At 37.7% G+C, this 18,819-nt stretch carries 23 protein-coding genes and 1 pseudogene; 9 read left to right on the top strand and 15 right to left on the bottom strand.

Annotated elements, in window-relative coordinates; all coding sequences use genetic code 11:
• Positions 1-33: 33 nt before the first annotated feature.
• The 4 genes from BK584_RS22085 to BK584_RS22075 are packed head-to-tail and all read right to left on the bottom strand — an operon-like array spanning position 34 to position 2,247.
• On the bottom strand, positions 34-507 hold the full coding sequence (locus BK584_RS22085) for a FixH family protein (RefSeq protein ID WP_078394597.1): 474 nt from the start codon (positions 505-507) through the stop codon (positions 34-36).
• 49 nt (positions 508-556) lie between these two features.
• Positions 557-883 carry a c-type cytochrome gene (locus tag BK584_RS22080; RefSeq protein ID WP_078394595.1) on the bottom strand — a complete coding sequence of 109 codons (327 nt, stop codon included), beginning with the start codon at positions 881-883 and terminating at the stop codon, positions 557-559.
• The gene (locus BK584_RS25200; RefSeq protein WP_245808940.1) at positions 880-1,110 is read right to left on the bottom strand and encodes a hypothetical protein; all 231 of its coding nucleotides are present in this window, start codon (positions 1,108-1,110) and stop codon (positions 880-882) included. The genes BK584_RS22080 and BK584_RS25200 overlap by 4 nt, the downstream gene beginning before the upstream one ends.
• Positions 1,111-1,161: 51 nt before the next feature.
• The gene (locus BK584_RS22075) at positions 1,162-2,247 is read right to left on the bottom strand and encodes a PepSY-associated TM helix domain-containing protein (protein ID WP_245808939.1); all 1,086 of its coding nucleotides are present in this window, start codon (positions 2,245-2,247) and stop codon (positions 1,162-1,164) included.
• Between the two features lie 431 nt (positions 2,248-2,678).
• Here BK584_RS22075 and BK584_RS22070 point away from each other — a divergent pair, with 431 nt between their 5' ends.
• Positions 2,679-2,930, top strand: coding sequence for a peptidoglycan-binding domain-containing protein (locus BK584_RS22070; protein ID WP_078394594.1), 252 nt, complete (start codon positions 2,679-2,681; stop codon positions 2,928-2,930).
• 213 nt (positions 2,931-3,143) lie between these two features.
• On the opposite strand, the gene BK584_RS22065 is transcribed toward BK584_RS22070, so the two are convergent.
• The 4 genes from BK584_RS22065 to BK584_RS22050 all read right to left on the bottom strand — a co-directional run bounded on the left by BK584_RS22065 (position 3,144) and on the right by BK584_RS22050 (position 7,988).
• Positions 3,144-5,273 carry an MMPL family transporter gene (locus BK584_RS22065; protein ID WP_078394592.1) on the bottom strand — a complete coding sequence of 710 codons (2,130 nt, stop codon included), beginning with the start codon at positions 5,271-5,273 and terminating at the stop codon, positions 3,144-3,146.
• 79 nt (positions 5,274-5,352) lie between these two features.
• Positions 5,353-5,811, bottom strand: coding sequence for a hypothetical protein (locus BK584_RS22060; protein WP_078394591.1), 459 nt, complete (start codon positions 5,809-5,811; stop codon positions 5,353-5,355).
• Between the two features lie 105 nt (positions 5,812-5,916).
• Complete coding sequence (locus BK584_RS22055) at positions 5,917-7,317, bottom strand: sensor histidine kinase (RefSeq protein WP_078394590.1); 1,401 nt, start codon at positions 7,315-7,317, stop codon at positions 5,917-5,919.
• A complete protein-coding gene (locus BK584_RS22050; protein WP_078394589.1) occupies positions 7,314-7,988 on the bottom strand; it encodes a response regulator transcription factor in 675 nt (224 codons plus the stop codon). Before BK584_RS22050 ends, BK584_RS22055 begins: the two co-directional genes overlap by 4 nt.
• A 133-nt stretch (positions 7,989-8,121) precedes the next feature.
• On the opposite strand from BK584_RS22050, the gene BK584_RS22045 reads away from it, so the two are divergent.
• Entirely contained in the window at positions 8,122-8,445 is a 324-nt protein-coding gene (locus BK584_RS22045) for a zinc-binding dehydrogenase (RefSeq protein WP_139365800.1), read from the top strand.
• Between the two features lie 381 nt (positions 8,446-8,826).
• On the opposite strand, the gene BK584_RS25745 is transcribed toward BK584_RS22045, so the two are convergent.
• The gene (locus BK584_RS25745; protein ID WP_078394588.1) at positions 8,827-9,036 is read right to left on the bottom strand and encodes a GNAT family N-acetyltransferase; all 210 of its coding nucleotides are present in this window, start codon (positions 9,034-9,036) and stop codon (positions 8,827-8,829) included.
• 42 nt (positions 9,037-9,078) lie between these two features.
• On the opposite strand from BK584_RS25745, the gene BK584_RS22035 reads away from it, so the two are divergent.
• From BK584_RS22035 to BK584_RS22025, 3 genes are read left to right on the top strand one after another with little or no spacing between them, the layout of a single operon-like run.
• Complete coding sequence (locus BK584_RS22035; RefSeq protein ID WP_078394587.1) at positions 9,079-9,399, top strand: ArsR/SmtB family transcription factor; 321 nt, start codon at positions 9,079-9,081, stop codon at positions 9,397-9,399.
• A gap of 3 nt (positions 9,400-9,402) precedes the next feature.
• A complete protein-coding gene (locus BK584_RS22030; protein ID WP_078394586.1) occupies positions 9,403-9,792 on the top strand; it encodes an SRPBCC family protein in 390 nt (129 codons plus the stop codon).
• Between the two features lie 10 nt (positions 9,793-9,802).
• Positions 9,803-10,501, top strand: a complete 699-nt coding sequence (locus tag BK584_RS22025; RefSeq protein WP_078394585.1) for an FAD-dependent oxidoreductase — start codon at positions 9,803-9,805, stop codon at positions 10,499-10,501.
• A gap of 7 nt (positions 10,502-10,508) precedes the next feature.
• Here BK584_RS22025 and BK584_RS25670 read toward each other — a convergent pair.
• Positions 10,509-10,670: pseudogene (locus BK584_RS25670) on the bottom strand (DUF2651 family protein); the annotation flags it as partial.
• A 303-nt stretch (positions 10,671-10,973) separates the two neighbouring features.
• Entirely contained in the window at positions 10,974-12,026 is a 1,053-nt protein-coding gene (gene fni / locus BK584_RS22020; RefSeq protein ID WP_078394584.1) for a type 2 isopentenyl-diphosphate Delta-isomerase, read from the bottom strand.
• Between the two features lie 478 nt (positions 12,027-12,504).
• Between fni and BK584_RS22015 the strand changes: the two genes are divergently transcribed.
• Complete coding sequence (locus BK584_RS22015; protein WP_078394583.1) at positions 12,505-13,260, top strand: SDR family NAD(P)-dependent oxidoreductase; 756 nt, start codon at positions 12,505-12,507, stop codon at positions 13,258-13,260.
• A 71-nt stretch (positions 13,261-13,331) separates the two neighbouring features.
• Here the strand turns inward: BK584_RS22015 and map are convergent, their stop codons facing one another.
• The 3 genes from map to BK584_RS22000 all read right to left on the bottom strand — a co-directional run bounded on the left by map (position 13,332) and on the right by BK584_RS22000 (position 16,268).
• On the bottom strand, positions 13,332-14,072 hold the full coding sequence (gene map / locus BK584_RS22010; protein WP_078394582.1) for a type I methionyl aminopeptidase: 741 nt from the start codon (positions 14,070-14,072) through the stop codon (positions 13,332-13,334).
• A 266-nt stretch (positions 14,073-14,338) separates the two neighbouring features.
• Positions 14,339-14,995: a DUF6320 domain-containing protein gene (locus tag BK584_RS22005; RefSeq protein ID WP_078394581.1), complete on the bottom strand. Its 657-nt coding sequence runs from the start codon at positions 14,993-14,995 to the stop codon at positions 14,339-14,341.
• Between the two features lie 7 nt (positions 14,996-15,002).
• Positions 15,003-16,268: a hypothetical protein gene (locus tag BK584_RS22000; RefSeq protein WP_078394580.1), complete on the bottom strand. Its 1,266-nt coding sequence runs from the start codon at positions 16,266-16,268 to the stop codon at positions 15,003-15,005.
• 413 nt (positions 16,269-16,681) lie between these two features.
• Between BK584_RS22000 and BK584_RS21995 the strand changes: the two genes are divergently transcribed.
• The 3 genes from BK584_RS21995 (at position 16,682) to BK584_RS21985 (ending at position 18,170) form a co-directional block, all read left to right on the top strand.
• Positions 16,682-17,140: a VOC family protein gene (locus BK584_RS21995; RefSeq protein WP_078394579.1), complete on the top strand. Its 459-nt coding sequence runs from the start codon at positions 16,682-16,684 to the stop codon at positions 17,138-17,140.
• Positions 17,141-17,313: 173 nt separating this feature from the next.
• Positions 17,314-17,631 (top strand): ArsR/SmtB family transcription factor, encoded by a 318-nt coding sequence (locus tag BK584_RS21990; RefSeq protein ID WP_078394578.1) that lies wholly within the window; start codon positions 17,314-17,316, stop codon positions 17,629-17,631.
• A 158-nt stretch (positions 17,632-17,789) separates the two neighbouring features.
• Positions 17,790-18,170, top strand: a complete 381-nt coding sequence (locus BK584_RS21985; protein WP_078394577.1) for an ArsI/CadI family heavy metal resistance metalloenzyme — start codon at positions 17,790-17,792, stop codon at positions 18,168-18,170.
• 241 nt (positions 18,171-18,411) lie between these two features.
• On the opposite strand, the gene BK584_RS21980 is transcribed toward BK584_RS21985, so the two are convergent.
• Positions 18,412-18,672: an acetamidase/formamidase family protein gene (locus BK584_RS21980; protein WP_078394576.1), complete on the bottom strand. Its 261-nt coding sequence runs from the start codon at positions 18,670-18,672 to the stop codon at positions 18,412-18,414.
• Between the last annotated feature and the right edge of the window lie 147 nt (positions 18,673-18,819).

Raw genomic sequence — 18,819 nt, 5'->3', positions numbered from 1 at the left:
CACCGGTTTTTCCGAGTTGAATTAAATTAAACCTTAATGATGATGTTGGCTTTCTTCTTCATCATTGGAGTTGCCTTCAGACTCTTGAAATGCTTCTACTTCTTCCTCTGAAACATCACCTGCGACAATCATCTGCTTGGGCATCACGTGCATATCCCGAGCCGTTACGTGTGTTTGTACGATATAAATCCCATCTTCCTCAAACGTATGAGTAATTCCATAAACACCGTTTTCTTGATGAGGGGCTTCTTCAAGCGTACCATTGTCTCTCTCTTGATCTTTCCACACTTCAAAAACGACTTCATGCGCATCTTCAACTTGTTCTTCTCCTTGCGCTAACCGAACGCTCAGCTTTGTATCCTCTCCAATCTTCACTGTTTCAGGAACTTGAATCTGAGCATCGACAATTTCAGGAACCAAGTGTGGATCATTGGCATCTTCATTTCCACAAGCTCCTAAAAACGCCACTCCACAAAAAGCAAGTACGGTAATCATTTGTTTTTTCATTTTTTTCGCCCTCTCTATTTTATCCCTTTTGTTCGCACCATCTGCACGTTTATTGATCAGCCAACCAATTCGCTACGTTCTCTCGTTCCTCTTCAGTCAGTGACTGGGGCGGCATAAACCCTCTTCCATTTTCTAGGATGTCTTCAATTTCTGAAGGGGCCAGCCCATTTGCCACTAATGACGGACCACTGCCACCTTCTAGTTGATCGCCGTGACACCGAATACAACTCGCTTGATACGAAGCTTCAGCAGCGCCAGCATCATACTCTCCGATCTCAATCGATTCAGTTTCGGTTGGCGGAGTCGTTGGTGCTTCCGTTTCAGAACACGCGCCTATAAAAATAGCTAAACAAGTAATTGCAAGAAATTTTTTCATAATGCCTTCCTCTCTTCATTGGAATGTCGTTTCTTTAAAAGAAGCGGCCAAATAAATTGATCAAATAGGAAAATAACGATTAAAGAGACACCCACTAATGGCATAAGAATACCAAAACCAATCATGATAAAAAAGACAATTCGTGTGGTTCTTTTATTTTTTGACTTCGGTGGTGCACCTATTTTCTCTGCTGGTTTACGCTTCTTCCACATGATAAGCGATGTCACGACAATCCCCATTAATCCTAAACAAGTTAGTAGACCGAGCAATTGGTTTGGTCAGCCGAATAATCGTCCTTCGTGTAAAGCAATGCCTGCTTCCACTAGTTTTGCGCTAGACGAGAAATCGGCAAAACGTACATCACTTAAAATCGCACCACTGTATTGATCCATATGCAACGTTGCCAAATCAACAGGTTGTTGCATATGGGAGGCCGTGTAGACGCCATGCTCCCCCATCGGCATGGAAAGTGTATAAGGTAAGACAAGGGAACGCTCATTAAATAAGCCTACCGTTTCATCAATAGTCAATGGAATGTAAGTTGATTGTGGTGAAGATGGAACAGCAACATTTTCATTTGCCCATGGGACATCGTCAACAACATCTTTTGTACGTGTAATCGGATCCGGTTTCTCCCCAAAACTATAGGCGTATTGCGGTGTTGCAGCGACATTTTGAATTTGAGGTCCAAGCACACCTGACCACGGCAGTCCTGTTGCAATTAAAATGAAGATGAAGAGAGACAACCAAAACGCCGGTACAGCATGCAAATCGCGCCAAAACACTCTCCCTTTTTTTGAAAATCGCGGTAAGATCGTTCCCCAGATAGACCGTCTGTTTCGCGGCCACCAAACGTATAAGCCTGTCACGAGTAAAATGACTGCCCAGCATGCGGCCAGCTCGACGATGCGATTACCAACCGTCCCAGCGATCAACAATTCACTATGTATTTTCTTAAACACTTCAGAAAGTTTTTCCTCGTTATTCAGTTTCCCTTGAATGTCTCCTGTATATGGATTCACAAATACAGAAGATCCTACTCCATTTTCACTCACAACAAACTCTGTTGTACGACTTGGATCATCATCAATGACAACGGATGAGATCGATGCCTCGGGAAAGGCTTCTACTACAGATTCTACCTGCCTCGAATAATTAAGTGGCGTATCTACTGTTGTTTCCGCAACAAGCATATCTTGATATAAGTAGGATTCGATTTGCGGCTTAAACAAGTATGCGCCACCACTAAACGCTAAAATAAATAAAAATGGAGCAAAGATGACCCCCGCATAAAAATGCCATCGCCAAACGACTTGATAAAATGAAGCTGTATCCGACTTTTTGATTACCTGTGGTTTCCCCATTTGATCCTCCGTGTATCGATTCTCTTTTTTCTAACCTTACAATGTAAATGTTAAATCCTAATGAACTTCTTTGATTTTAAAATATTTTTGTGGAAACCACTTCAGGTCTCATTTCTTCTTGGTAGCACATCTTCCAGTCATCTACTCATCTCATTAGGGACAACCATTTCCTATTTGTAGAGAATCGATTCCTATCTAAACAACATAAACGATTTAAGGTTGATGGAAGTTTTTTTTAAAGGTTGATGTACGTTTATCACCAGTATAATCAGGCTATTGAAAGGGAAACAAATACTCATTCGAAAGGAAATGGTCCAAACGCAATTAACTAGATTGGGGTATGAAACGTCTGTAGATGGCATCTTCGGTCAAGACACGTTAACCAACGTAAATGCGTTGATACTTCATTAGAAGAAAATGAAATTATTGGTGTGCTTACGTATCAAGCATTAATGTATAGCATTGAAGAAGATGTACAAAACGATTTACCAAATTTTGAAAACCCGGTTATGATTGGTGATCAAGGGGAAATTGTGGAAGTCATTCAAGAACAGCTAACCGAAGCGGGCTATCCAACAGCTGTTGATGGCGTATTCGGACAAGAAACATTAAACAATGTGATCGCCTTTCAAAAGGATGCTTCGCTAGAGCAGGATGGTATCGTAGGAGTCCTTACGTACTAAGCTTTAATGTACACCATTTGATGGAAAATCCTCTAAATAAAGTGTCTTTCGTACCATTCGCGGCTCCCTTTACTCTTCACTGAATAAACTCGAAAAAAGCAATACCGAAATTCGGTATTGCTTTTTATTAATAGACTAAGTCACTTAGAGTATTGCTCAATAGGTATTAAGGAGCAAACCCCTTCGATTGTTCCGTCACTACTCCTAAAATGCTTAATTTCTCTCTTTTAACGGTTTCTTATCTTTATGATCTTTCTCAAATAATAGGATTAACGATGGTAACAGCATTCCTCTTACTAAAAAGGTATCTATTAAAATTCCTATTGAGACGATAAAACCAAAGACAAACAAATCGGCAATCGGCATGGTCGTTAACGCAGCAAATGTCGCTGCTAAAATAAGACCAGCTGAGGATATCACTCCACCCGTATTGGCAATGGAAATTTCTAATGCTTCTTTAACTTGATATTGCTTCCTTTCTTCAATAAAGCGTGATGCTAACATAATATTGTAATCGATACCTAAAGCGACAGAGAATACAAATGCATACACTGGGACTCTCGTACTTATGGCGTCAAAACCAAATAAGACATCTACGAGAAAGATTCCTAATCCCATCGCTGATAAATAGGAAAGCAAAATCGTCGCCATCATATAAAAAGCCATCTTAATTGATTTCGTTAAGACAACAAGTAAGCTTAAAATTAAAATCGTTTCTACCACCACAATGAGTATGATGTCTTGATTATTAACGCTACGTTCGTCTACCAACTTTGCAGTTGTTCCCGTAAAGTAGGCATTCGCATCAATCGATTCCTGATCCAGACGATCTGAAAAATCTGTTCTCAGAGAATCAATGTAATCCATCGCTTCTGTCGAATAAGGATTTACAGCTAAAGATAAACTAAGTGAGACAGCAGAAAAATCCTCATTGGCGTTTACTATATTGATACTCGAAATTTCATCTTCCTCAGTATACGTGTCTATTAACGCGGTTAATTGATTTTGATCGATGCTCTCTTCTGACTCCACTAATATCGTTGTCGGAGCCAATTGTCCTTTATCAAATTGAGATTCTACAATTTCATAACCCACTCTCGAACTCATATCCTCTGGAAAGTTCTTCACACTGTCGAATTCAAACTCCACATTCACAATATTACCTGCGGTTACAAGTAGAAAAATCCCTACTAACCCACCCGCGAGTCCAGGTTTACGAACAACAAATTTAGCGAATTTGTTCCAGAATCCTTTTTTCGGGGAGGCTGATTTTGTTTCGAGATACGTTGGAACTTTTGGCCAGAATGCTTTACGACCAAATAGTGTAAAGAGTGCCGGTACAAGTGTGATAGAGGCAAGGCTAATAACAACCAATGCCACTCCAAATACGGGCGCAAAGTTTTGGTAATCTCGAAAATCGGCAAAGAATAAGACCAAGACTGCTGCTAATACCGTTATCGCAGCGATAAAAACAGGTTCCCCAGTCGCTCTCATCGCTGACTTCATCGCGTCGTATTTACTTTCATTAGTCCCAAGCTCTTCTCGATACCTCGAAAAAACAAACAATGAATAATCAATCACTGCGGCGAACAGGAGGATACTCATAATGGAAGTGGTTGAATTATTAATGACTAATCCACCTTCGCCCATTAATGCTAAGATTTTGTTAACAATTTGATAAACGATAACGGTCGCCAACAACGGGATGACAGCTAAAAGTGGGGATCGATAAATGACAATAAGTAAAACTAATATGATCCCGATTGTTGCTATTAATAGAATGAAATCTGCTCGTTCAAATAATTCTAACGTATCTCCTGCAATCCCAACGGGACCCGTTATAAACAATTCCGTTTCATTGTTTAATAAACTTACTCCAATCTCTTCGATTTGCTTATTAATTTCAGCGTATTCTCTACCACCTAGGTCGTTTTCAAGTTCGAAAGGTATAATAAAGGTGGAACCATTCTCGGAAATAAATGTTGTAAGAGCCTCATCTGGCATTTCACTAATATTGAGTATGGATCTAATTCCAGGTAGATCTGCCTCCATTACTTCTTCTACGATGGCAGTTACGTCTTCTAATTCTATGTCTTGTGCTTGATTATGGAAAACAAGAATTCCTGGCGTTCCTTGTTCATTTGGAAAAAGGGATTCAATCTTAGCATCCGCAATAATCGATTCCGCATCATCAGGAAGAGATTGAAAATTAGTTACTGTGTGATCACTTACGTTTGGACCAAAGCTAAGTCCGATCATTAAACATAACCATACGCCAATGGTTACCCACATTCCGGTTTTAGTAGAAACCCAATCAGTAATTGGTTGTAGTATTTTGTGCAAGGTTAACGCTCCTTCAATTGGTACTGTTATATATATTTTAACCACTTTAAACGATAGCTTGGTACAGATTCATTCAGACTTAAACGATGCGAAGACCAACTACAATGATGACTACGGTACCTAAGACCGCAGAAGTTAGTAAGTAATTCGCATATCGTTTTGTCGAGACCTGTAACGTCTGTTCTTTTTCTAGAGGCATTCCTTTCACTTTTTTCGTCAACTTGCTACTGATAAGCGTTACAAAAATAATCGTCAACAGAATAATAAGTGAACCCGCTTGTTCCATAAAGCTTAAATAAAAAGGTAATCCCGAACGTTCAAATTGCATGATCATATATAAGCCCGATATGAGGACAAGGATCGCGCTAGGTATGATTCCGTATGTTACCCAACCTTGAATACGTGAAAATAGCGCTTTTCTGCTCTCTTTCGGTAAATCAACCTTTGTAAAGGCTCTCAACACAACTCCTAAAGTAATAAAAGAGCCTATCCAGAGAACCACGCCTATGATATGGACGATATAGAAGATGTTATACATTTTTTTAACCCTCTCTTTATACATGAATGATCCAGTCTATTTACAAGAAATAGACCGAACAACTGCATTATAAAGAGTGAACATAAACTCAACCTTAATAAGCACTTAGTTATTGGAAAAATTTTTGTTAATCGGTAAATAAATCGTCATTGTGGTACCTTCATTTTCATTGCTATCAACTGTTATTTTCCCATTGTGAAGAGAAACGATTTCCTGGACAATAGACAGCCCTAAACCCGTTCCTCCAACAGCTTGAACGCGCTGTTCACGATAAAAACGGTTAAAAAGAAAATGAAGCGACTCTTCTTTTATGCCAATACCCGTGTCTTTAAATAGGACGGCGAGGTATTGTTTTTCTACTTTCATTTCGATCCAAACTTTACCCAATTTCCGGTTGTATTTAATGGCATTTGTAAGTAAGTTATCCCACACATTCATCATTAATTCCTGATCCACTTTTACTACAGTTGGTGTTAATTGATAGATTAGCTCAATTTCTTTTTCTTCTAGTCGCCATCGATTATGACGAACAACTGATTTTAATTGTTCATCGATTCTTACTTCTATAAAATTTGACGGGTAATCACTTTGATCTAATGACGTAAGAAGGAGCAATTGTTTCGTAAGAGAAGAAAGCCTATTTGATTCATCTATGACAATTTCGAGATATTCTTTTTGTTCTGTTTCAGTTAGATCATTATTTAATAATAATCCGCTATATCCTTGGATATTAAGTAGAGGGGATTGAAAATCATGCGACATATTTGTAATAAAGGCTTTTCTGGCTTTATCATTATGCAATAATTGGTTTTGCATTTCATGAAAGCTTTGTGCAAGCTCTCCAATCTCATCTTTTCTATTAATGTTTAACTGAAAAGAGAAATTTTCATTTAAAATGGCTTGAGTCGCATTTTTTAACGTAACAATTGGATGAACTAAGTAACGAGCCATTAAGAATACACTAATTAAACTAATCACAGTAAACGTCAAAATAAATCCTATTAAAATCATATGGATACCGGAAAAAAGCAAATGATTGGCTTGTCTAACAAATAGCGCATAAGAATTTCCGTTTATCTCAACCGGTACACCCACAGTATTCTCAATATCATTAGAGAAATGACCCATAATGAGGAGAGGACTTCGATAGTCAAGTATTCCATTATAAATGCTATTTTCTTGTAATACCCTTCTAGTAACCTCTTTCGGTAACTCATCTTCTGAAAAAGATTTTCCATATGACATATCAGCTTGATCGAAAGAAATAAGTCGTAATTGATAACCAAGACTACTAATCGATTCTAAATACTTATCTATGTTTTCACCGTCTAAATGATTCTGTTCTAAATTTGATGCAATATCAGTCGCAACCAAGACCATTTCATCATTGACGGCTTTCTTCGTCTGGGAATAATAAACAATATTCGAACTCAAAAAACCGATCATTAGACTTATTACTAATATACAGACCACTGCTACTGTAAATTTTTTATATAATGAGGTCACTCTTGTACCACTTCCATTTTATAACCAATTCCTCTTAACGTTTTAATGATAAGAGTAGCGTGAGACAACTTTAACCGTTCTCTAATTCGATTAATATGTGTATTTAAAGATTGCTCTGTTCCAAGTTCCAAACCCCAAACCTCTTCGAGTAGATACTCCCTACTTACAGGACGTTTTATATGCTCCATTAAAATGGCTATAATCTCAAATTCTTTTAGTGGGATAATATAGATTTGATCATCCACTTCAAGTTCGTACGTTTCTCGATTGATTTGTACATTGCCTACTGAAATCTTATTGATTAATTTTTTGTTTCTTCTAAGTACTACAGCTACACGAAATATCAGTTCTTTTATCTCAAAGGGTTTAACAATATAATCGTCTGAACCTGACATAAAACCCCTCTCCTTATCCTGTAATTGACCTTTTGCGGTCAACAGGATAACAGGAATCTCATATTCTTTGGATAAAATTGAGGTTAATGTAAACCCATCCATACCTGGCATCATGACATCTACAATGGCAAGTTCTATATTGTTATCTGGATGATTAATAATTTCGAGAGCTTCTTTGGCTTCAGGCACATCAATTGTATGGTAACCCTTTTGTTTAAGCTGTATGGCAATGAGACGCCTAATGTTTACATCATCATCTATAATCAAGATAGACATTCTATGCTCCTTCACGTTTTTAACTATACTCCTCTTTTATACAGAAATTTGATTCACCTTAATCAATTGTACAAGATAGACCTAAACTGAAGATAAATTTGATAAGAGATGACACACATTTGTCTTTTTTAGTATACCCAATGGGGTAGCGGTCATTGATTCCATTGGAGGCGATACGCTAGAGAGATCGTTTCAGACAGTAAAGAAAACCGGAAAAATCGTGTCAATCTCTGGAATTCCAAATGGTCGGTTTGCGAAAGAAAATGGATTAAGTCCATTTAAGAAACTCTTATTTTCATTGGCCAGTTCTAAATTAACGAAATTAGAAAAGAAACACCATGTTCAATACACATTCCTTTTTATGAAGCATAGTGGAGAGCAGTTAACCTTGCTAACCAAGTTACTAGAATCCGAAATCATTAAACCAGTTATCGATAAAGCCTTTTACCTTCGTTAGCAGAGTTATCGACGATCGGCATTGAAAGAGTTAGTTGTGGTTCGGCTCAGTTTCGAGCGACGACGACCCTCCTGCAAACAATTAGCGAAGAGATTTTAACGAAACAATCGTTTCATCATATGACTGACGGCGTTCTTTCCTATGGAGAAATCGCTAAACTGATGCAATAACGAGTAGATAAGGACGCTTTTCTAGAAAAGAGCGTTCTTTTTCTGCTGTTTCTCCTCTATCCCCTTTCTTTCAAACTGAAGAATTCATCGTGTTCGATGTTCTTAACCATGATGAAATCCGTTTGTTCCTCATCACCCATAAAAAATGAATGGGAAACCGTTTTAACAAAACCCAAGTTTGTATAGAACTCAATACCATCACATTCTTTTCCTAAACACCTAACCAGATGACACTTTTTCCTTTTTCTTTTGCTATTTCTGCAACTTTGTTCAAAAGATACTTCCCAAAACCTTGTCTTTGAAATTGATTCCATATTCTATCTAATTCGCCGCTAATCCTCAAGAAATATAAACTCACTTTGCGCCTTAATGGAAAAAAGGATTTATTGAAAGAGGTTGACTGGACACTTATCGGCGTCATATAATAAGACACCGATAAGTGTCTTATTATGGAGGGGGAATTATGAATACTGCATATCAAGAGCGTGACGTGTATGTAGCGATCGCTGACCCAACAAGACGTAAGTTAATTCATTTATTAGCTGAGTCAGACGAAACGCCTCTTTATGAACTGACTGGTCATTTTCAAATGGGACGTACCGCTATCTCTAAACATTTGACCATCCTTAAAGAAGCTGATTTGGTGAGAATCCGTAAAGTCGGTAGAGAGACAAGGTATCGGTTAAATCCAGTACCATTACAAGAAGTAAAAGATTGGGTATCCTTTTACGAACAATTTTGGAATGAAAAAGCCCTTTTATTAAAAGATCTATTGGAGGAATAATGAATGACAAATGTATCATTGGATTTTCAATTTAAAAGTTCCATTGATAAGGTATGGAATGCCCTAACCCACTCAGATACGCTAGCTAAATGGGTCATGGAAAATAATTTTAGACCGATCGTTGGATACAAATGCCAGTTCCGCAATGATGAAATAGGACTAGTTGTAGAGAGCGAAGTTTTAGTCGTTGACATGCCACATACGTTATCTTACACATGGGTAGGCGGACCAATAAACACCATCGTCACTTGGACGTTAAAACAAGAAGGCGAGATTACGTACTTACATCTTGAGCATTCCGGCTTTGAAGAAGAAAACCAAGCCTTTTATGGCGCAAAATACGGTTGGTCAAGCATGGTAGAAAAAATGAACAGTCTGTTAGAGGACGCGTAAGGAGACTACAATGAGTTTTTTAAAGGATTCATTATCGATACTCAAAAAAAATGAACTCACATTCGTAAAGAAAGAGACAGAATCGGAGAATATTTATCGTTTTCATTTTGAAATGGATGAACCTTTCACTTGGAAAGCTGGACAACACGGTTTATTTACAATCACTCACAAAAAGATAAAGGATTCTACACGGCCATTAACGGTCGCATCTTCGCCAACAGAAAACGTTATAAAAGTGACAACAAAAATAAGTGAGCAGCCAAGTGAATTTAAAAAGGCTTTGTTGGAACTAGAAAATGGAATGAAAATAAGAATGAATGGTCCTGTAGGTTCATTTTATCTGACAGATCGAAGCCCGACTCTTTTCATCGCTGGCGGAATTGGCATTACGCCCTTTCGAGCAATGGTAAAACAATTGGAGTCAGAAGGAAAAGGAACAAACGACGTTACGTTATTGTACGTAGATCATCACCACTTATATAAGGACGAACTTGTACAGATAAGTGCTAGTACCTCAGTAGATGTTTGTTTCCTTCATTCACGAGAGGAGTTGCATCCAGAGATTAATCACTTTGTTCGCACCTATCAGAATCGTGCTCATTACTTTATCGCAGGTTCAAAGGAAATGGTTAAGTCGGTTAACCAATACTTGAAAGATCACTCTATTTCTGTCCGCAATATAAAGAAAGATACGTTCACTGGCTACTGACTTCAGATCAACAGCGTTTACCATTTATGTTGATCTTGGTAATTTCGCAAGAAGAATGAAACCCATTCTTCTTGCCTGTTTTCCTTTTCTTATATTTGAAATGCATAAGAATGCCACTAATAAAGGCGAATAATGTATAAACGATTGTCCAAAATAGAAACGAGCTATTAAATAATGTAAAATGAGAGGATGACTGTCAGCACTGCAATGAGGACTGGTACAATAAACAGATTCTTAAAATAGAATAGACATACCCCAGTGCCCCGAATAAAATCGCTCCTACTGGACCAACGAATAAGATGATAAACATCATAACCATTCTCCTCTAAAAGGCTCAAGGTTTATATTCAATATCCTTCCCCTCATCTTCAGCAATGATACTCCATCTTCCTGCTCCTATAGTCTTTTTGACAGAAAAAAAGGACCAGCTATGGCCCTAGAAAGGAAATGGAAGAGGACATGCGTCAATACGTTACTTGCTACTTCTCCTACTAAATACTGATGTATCGATCCCTCTCTTTGACAACCACTGATCCGTTTCGCCACTAATGATTAGATCGGTTTGTTTTAAGTCTTCAATCGAATGTGCACCTAATGCTGTCATGATAAAACATATTTGTTCATGAAGCCCTTGGATAAACGATTCAACTCCTTCCTCGCCTTCTTTCATTAAAATGTGTAAAACCGTGCTTGATAAGCCACACAGCTTTGCGCCTAAAGCTAATGATTTTGTTACATCTAAGCCATTTTTTATCCCCCCAGAAGCAAAAATGGAAGAACGTTTTGACCATGTAATCGATTCTATTAGTGAACAAGGTGTTGAGATGCCCCAATGATCAAAGATCTGCATGCTCGAATGATCTCTTCTTTTATTCTCGATCGCAGAAAAATTGGTACCGCCTTTTCCACTTACATCAATGTACTGCACACCTATTGACTCTAACGTTTCAACGGTCTCTTTACTAATGCCAAAACCAACTTCCTTCACAATTACTGGTACATCGACCTTTTCAACAATTTCTGCGATATTATGTAACCGATTTGTAAATGCCCTGTCCCCCTCTGGCATGACAAGCTCTTGAATATGATTGAGATGAATCTGCAAGGCATCAGCCGATAACATACTTACGACTTCTTTCGCTTGGCTAAGTGTGCCTTCAGCTCCAATATTTGCAAACAACAAGCCATTCTCATTAGCAGAACGTACTACCTCAAATGTTCTCCGTTCCTTTTTATCTTTTATGCCAGCCATCTGTGACCCTACCGCCATAGGTATTTGAAATTTCCTGCATACTTGTGCTAAACGTTTATTAATCGAGAAGGTCTCATCCCCACCACCGCCGGTCATAGCGTTAATAAAAAATGGATGTTCAATTGTATGAGTTAGAAACATGGTTTTCGTAGAGACGTGTGAAAGGTCCCCTCCTCTTAAAGAATGATGCACAAATGTAATATCATCAAAAGACCGATTTTCTGTTGAATGTAATTCAAGTGCATTTTTGATATGATCCAATTTTCTATTCATAGTGAAATACTCCTCACAACATTTAATTTTAAAAAGCCAACATGATTCATGTCACAAACGAAAGTGCAAACTACCATAGCCTCCCCCTCTTCGTTATCATGTATAGATCATCATACCACTACTTTGATAATGGTATTCTTCTTGAACACAACATTAGAATAATTGGACGATATCTGGGGAACATTACTACAGAAAAGGGTATTCTGGTCATTCATTAATGAACAAGCACCTTGAAATTCATTGGCTTAAATCACAATCTGCTATCCCCCTCCAGTCCCCTAATTCTAATCAGCGGTTGTTATGAACAACCCTTACAGCTTCACTCTTGAATGGATGAAGCGAGAAATAGCTCTGAATAAACAAACACACTATTTAATGCCAATTTTTAACACAAGCATATTTCGACACATATTCGACAAAGTAGGCGTATAATACATTTTGTAAGATAAGTAATTCAACATTTTTAGGAGATGAAATCATGTCAGATTTAACAAGTAAAGTAATTGTAGTCACAGGTGGAGCAAGTGGAATTGGTAAAGAAACCGTTCTACAATTAACTGCAAAAGGGGCGACGGTTGTCATCGCTGACTTTAATGAAGATGCAGCAAAACAACTCGCTTCTGAGGTTGAATCAAAAGGTGGGAATGCGTCTGCCTATAAAATTGATGTTTCAAAAGGCGATGAGGTTAAACAGTTGATTGATTGGACCTCTGATACATTTGGAACATTTAATGGTATCTTTAATAATGCTGGTATAGGACTAGTCAAACCATTGCTAGAGATGGATCCAGAATCCTATCATAAAGTGATTGATGTAGACCAACATAGTGTTTATTATGGTATTTACTATGCGGCTAAGAAAATGGTTGAACTAGGTGTTCAGGGGACGATTGTAAACACTGCATCCATCTATGGTTCCGTTGCTGCAACAGGTAGCTTTAACTACAATGCCGCTAAAGCTGCAGTCGTGATGATGTCAAAATCTGCTGCACTAGAGCTTGCCGAACATGGGATTCGCGTAAACGGCGTTGCCCCAGGCTTCATTGACACACCGATTCTAGGTGAATCTCCTGAAGTGAAAGCTGCTCTTGCTGAACAACATATGCGTGGGGAGCTAATTAAACCAGAAAAAGTAGCAAGCGTCGTTACATTCTTATTCACTGAAGAAGCGAGTGCAGTTAATGGACAAACCATTCCAGTAGACGACGGTTTCTTAAGCTTTAAAGTTAAATAAATAGATAAACCTAACTAAAAAAAGCTCAACAAACAATTAGATGTTTGTTGAGCTTTTCCTTTAAACAACGTTTACAATGTAGTAATAATCGGACCTTCCTTCGTAAGGATAATCGTATGTTCATATTGAGCCACAATGCTTTTTTCGGTTAAGAAGGTCCACCCATCATCGGATTGAAATACTTCCTCTTCCAATGTGGAAACAAAAGGTTCGAAGGCAATGACCATACCATCTTTTAAAATCTCATCATCCCAAGGGGAGTAGTAACTGAAAATATGGTCTGGCGCTTCATGGATGGAGCGACCGACACCGTGTCCAGTAAGATTTTTAATGACCGTTAAGTCATGCTGTTTTGCTACGTTGTGTGCAGCTTTTCCAAGCCCACTTTTTTTCGAACCTGGTTTTGCCTTCTTAAGTCCAGCATCAAATGCTTCTTTCGCCACGTCACATATTTTCTGTAATCCCTTCTCGCCTTCTCCAACAACAAAAGAAATTCCAGTATCTGCGAAATAACCGTTTTTCGAACCAGAAACGTCAATATTAACAAGGTCCCCTTCTTGGATCGTCCGTTCTCCTGGTATCCCGTGCGCTACTTCTTCATTGATGCTAATACATGTATGCCCTGGGAAATCGTATATCCCTTTTGGCGCAGATTCAGCTCCTGCTTTTTCAAACATCACTCCGGCTATTTCATCGAGTGCTTTCGTTGTGATTCCAGGTTTGGTAGACTGGACTAATTCATCTCGAATCGTTCCACAAATTTTACCTATTTCTTTTAATCCGTTAAAATCCTCTTCAGTCTTTGCAATCATCGTATATCCTCACTTTTTATCGTATCTACTGATTCGTATTTTATTTAAGTTCTAAGCGGAACCGTTTTTTCTTCAACAAAAGGTGCGTTGAATGAGTTGTCAACAAAAAGCACGTGTTCGTTCGTTTCGCTGCATCTTTTTAAAGCCTCTTGCTAAATCTTACCACGGAAATACACGGATCTCCTTGTTTTTACTTCTTCAACTGCGTATCGTTTCGTTTGAGCTATCCTATTCGCATAAACAAAGAGGTGTTTATCCCTCAACAATTAGAAATGAAAGAAACGCTTCAATTCTACTTTCATTTTTCTATAAGAAAAAAAGACAATACCGCCCAAGATAAACGTAGAATAAAATAAAAACATCGCACTCGGCCATTGAACCGTTGAGTATAAAGAAGAATTAACGAGTCCAACTAGAACAAGGTTAATGAGCAAAAGGAAAAAATAATATTTAAAGTAAATCTTTAAATCATTAGGGTTACGCAGTAGAAAGAAGGTAATAACCGTTATCGCCATTATGCCAAAAAAAGGGACGACGTAGTTAATCGACCAACGATAAAAACCCGAGTTGATATCAAATAGGATCAGCATCAAAGACAACCCGCATAGTTGTAGCAATACTTTTGAGCCTGAATGGGCATCTGATAAAAAAGTATGGTTAATCAAGATGATGGCATAGAGCACAGATCCTAAAACATACAATGACCAAAGAACCGTTGTCGAAACCGTAAAGTTTATAAAAATGGATATGGCTAACATGCTAATCATAATAAAGAAGATGATTTTCTTCTTTGAGTTTTTCCGAAATGTTGTTTGAACTTCTGGGTAAAGTGATTCTGAATGTGGATCGGACGTCAGCTCATGCTGACAAACCGGACAAACATGATGTGGTGTTTTTATTTGACAGATCGTACAGTCATTCATCTCTTGATCACCTATTATCATTTGAATAAAGTGTAATATCTAAATTGTGAATGGTCGATAACTCTTTAAAAAAGAGGCTAATCACATCCATTTCTTCCACTTTTCGTGTAAAAGATAAAACAAGTCGATTATTAAATGTAATCGAGCCTACATTGATCGGACTTTGTGGAGTAGGATACATCAATACTTCCATATGTTCTACATAAGGGGTTACTTCATCAGGTAACGAAATTTTACCTAAGTTCGTTAAAGTCATCGTCTTCTTCTTCTCCCCTAGTGTTGTAAACCCATAGCGCATAAAAATGTATTTTATAAAGATTGGGACGAATCTTGCACTTAACATCTGCTTCCATTTTACTTGATTGTTTATCGCATGTTGCAAATACTCTTTTTGCGTCTTTATCTGCATCTCTTTAGAGACGAGTGCGGTTAACTCTTCCATTGTGGTTTGATCTTCAATTTTCGTACCAACATTAATAACGGAAAAGAAGTTCCGTAACGATTCTGAAGGGAAGTTACTACGCAAATCTACAGGAAGGGCAATAATGATCTCTTCTTGAGACAACCGATACCTTAAATTCGCTTTAAAAATCGATAGAATAAGAACAGACGTTAAGAACGCTGTAACGGATACACCGTATATTTTTGCTCTTTTCCGCACTTCATTTGCATCTAAAATTCCTTGTGTGACCGCGGTATAATCAATATCGGTCCCTCGTAACTTATACACTTTATTAGCATGACCACTTGTTTCTTTATATGATTTTTCTTCCGTCGTGTAATTTTTATAGCTATCATCAAGAGCATACGGCGTTAGTTTTGGGTAAGCTGCATTCCGGTTGAGATCTTGATCCTTGTTGTACCCGCAATAGTGAATATAATTGGTGACAAGCGCTTTTAAAAAGACCAACGCTCCATTACCATCTGTTAATGAGTGAAAGATTTCAACCGAAATTCTCTTTTTAAAATATAAAACTCTTATTAAGTGACCATTGTTTTTCAAAGAATCCATTGAAGAGCATGGTGTATCGATTTCTTGTTCAACACGTATCTTCTTTTTATTTTCTTCTAACGAATCCCAAAAAAACCCTTTACTTAACTTTACAGAAAACATACTAAAATGGTTTATTGTATCATCCAATGCCAACTGAAGCTGCTCTTTTTGAACGGTTCCATGCATCATTAATGCTACCCTATACACTGAGGAGTTCCCTTTTTGCTCAACTGCGTGAAAGATGTTGGCAGTGTTATCTAACTTGTACCATGAATTCAAATCAATTACACCTCAATAACCTATTTAATTTCGCAAATGCTCGCATTGGAGGAGTGAGGGGAAAGAATCAAAAGGAAGGTTCCTGTTTAACTAAGGAAAACGAGGCGTAAACCCCTTTAGTATAACATAGGATTGAAATCAGGAATATCAAAAGTACATCTACGATTGGTCGCATCTTCATGCGATGTACCCTCTAGTTGCAGTTTTTGGTGATAAATCCCTAAGATTACAATCGTCTAATGCCTAAAACATTTCATTTATCGGTATCGTTAAAATTCGTACCCACTTCCATCTCATACCGGTTCCCGCCTACATCAAAAGGAGTATAAAAAACTCAAACCAATTCCTATTACCAAATTCCTTCAGAAACGATACGCTAGCTTTATCAATAAAAACGTGGAGGCATAACAAACATGATAAAAGGCTTATATGAAGCACATTTACCCGTAAGTAACTTAGAAAAATCGATTCACTTTTATTGTCAGTTAGGACTAGAGCTCGATCACATCGTCGATCAACATTTAGCTTTTTTATGGATTGAAAAAGATAAGAGTTGGTTAGGTTTATGGCAATCGACCAATGTTAATCTCGACTATCACCCTTCTATAAGACATATTGCCTTTCAAGTAACGTTAGAAGGATTAAAGAAAAGTGTATCTTGGTTAAAAGCGAAAGGATTTGAACCAAGAGAAGCTTTTGGCTTTAGTCCAATAGAACCTTTTGTTCTACCCCATAAAGAATATGCACATGCCAAAATTCACTTTAATGACCCTGACGGAAATAGTTTAGAGCTTATATGTAAAATAGATAACCCTAAAGGGATGATGGAACGTATGTATTTAAGCGACTGGGAAAGAAAAAGTAATGAATAGATCGATCGTTGCAAGGCTCGTATAACTATACGTAACGGCGCGTTCATTAGCAAAAAGACTGTTTCCAGCTCCCTCAGTAAAACGATCAAATCAAAAACACTTGATTTAACGAATGGAAAAGTGTATGCTTTAATCAAATCAATAAATGTTGATTTGATATGAGGAGTGATTAAATGAATCAACGTTTACAAACGCTAGGTCTATCCAATGAAGAGCTAAGCGTTTATGAAACTAAGTTTAAAGCGTTAGCTGATGCCAAGCGCCTTCGTCTCTTGAACCTACTAAGTATTCAAGGGAAAACATGTGTATGCGATATGACTGAAGATATGAATATGAGTCAATCAAAATTATCCTATCATCTTAAAATCCTTGTTGACGCGAATTTATTAAACGTCGAGGCAAGAGGAAAATGGAGCTACTACAGTATTAACGAAGAAGAAGTGGATAATTTATTATCAGAGAATCTATGTTGTGTATTAAAACCGTCTTAGTAACGGTTTTAATTATAAATGTCAAATCAAAAAAAGTTGATCGGAGGTGTTGAAATACACATGAACACTACTCTATATCGATGATCAAATCAGTTTAAACAAGCGATGTTTTTCACCACAAACCTGACAACTAATAAAATGGATTTGGAGATGATGATATGATTTATGTACATATTGGTTTAAATGTGCAGGATTTAAAGAAAAGTCAAGATTTCTACGAAAGATTTCTCGATATAAAGCCAGTTAAAGTTAAAAACGACTATGTGAAATTTCTAACTCAAGACCCAAATTTAAATTTAACGCTAACGGAACGAGAGGATGTAAGCGGAAATCAAATGAACCACCTAGGCGTACAAGTTGATTCGAAGGAAGAGGTCCTCGAACACAAAAAAAGATTAGAAAAAGCAGGGTTTTTTGCAAGAGAAGAAATGGACGTGACTTGTTGCTATGCCATTCAAGATAAGTTTTGGGTGACTGATCCTGACGGAATTGAATGGGAATACTTTTATACAAAAGAAGATAGTGTTTTGAGTAATTAAGCGTTTGTTACGCTATTAGTGGCAAGCGATTCACATGCTCTTTTCATTGTGAAGTACGTTCACGGTCAGCTCGGCGCGAATAGGAATAGCAAGAGTGCTTTCCTATTCGTACCGCCACCTAGTTAAACCTCCCTCTTTATCCCCATGGCAATTCAATCTTGACTCTTCTTCTCTTTACCTACCTACTTCATTTTTATTTTATGAAATGTATAGAAGAAAAGCAGTCTATCGCTGCTTTTCTTTAGCCTTGATTCGCTAGTTCAATTGAATGAATGTCAACTTTTAACGTATCACCAACTTCAGCTTCTTCCACGTAAATTGCACCAGTAGCAGGATTCACTGCACTCATGGCATTCTCATCAAACGTCGAATGCTCGTCCACTATTTGTCGAGAACGCATCAACGTTTCAAACGTTATCGTTGTACCAGATCGAACCGTTGTAGCAACAATGGCATTTTTTGAAAACATGTACACATGCTGTCTGTGTTTACCTTCATTCAAACACTCCTTTTCTAAATTAAGTTTACTTTCTATTATTTAAAGGTTTAATGACGTGAGATGCTAACTATTGCTTACACCTTTCTTTAAGTTAGAGCTTTTGGTAAGGAGTCTGACCTCCTTCCCTCGAAGTCTGATCTCCTTCCTCTA

Source organism: Shouchella patagoniensis (assembly GCF_002019705.1).
GTDB classification, from domain to species: domain Bacteria; phylum Bacillota; class Bacilli; order Bacillales; family Bacillaceae_D; genus Shouchella; species Shouchella patagoniensis.
This window is presented reverse-complemented; position numbering and strand designations above follow the sequence as displayed.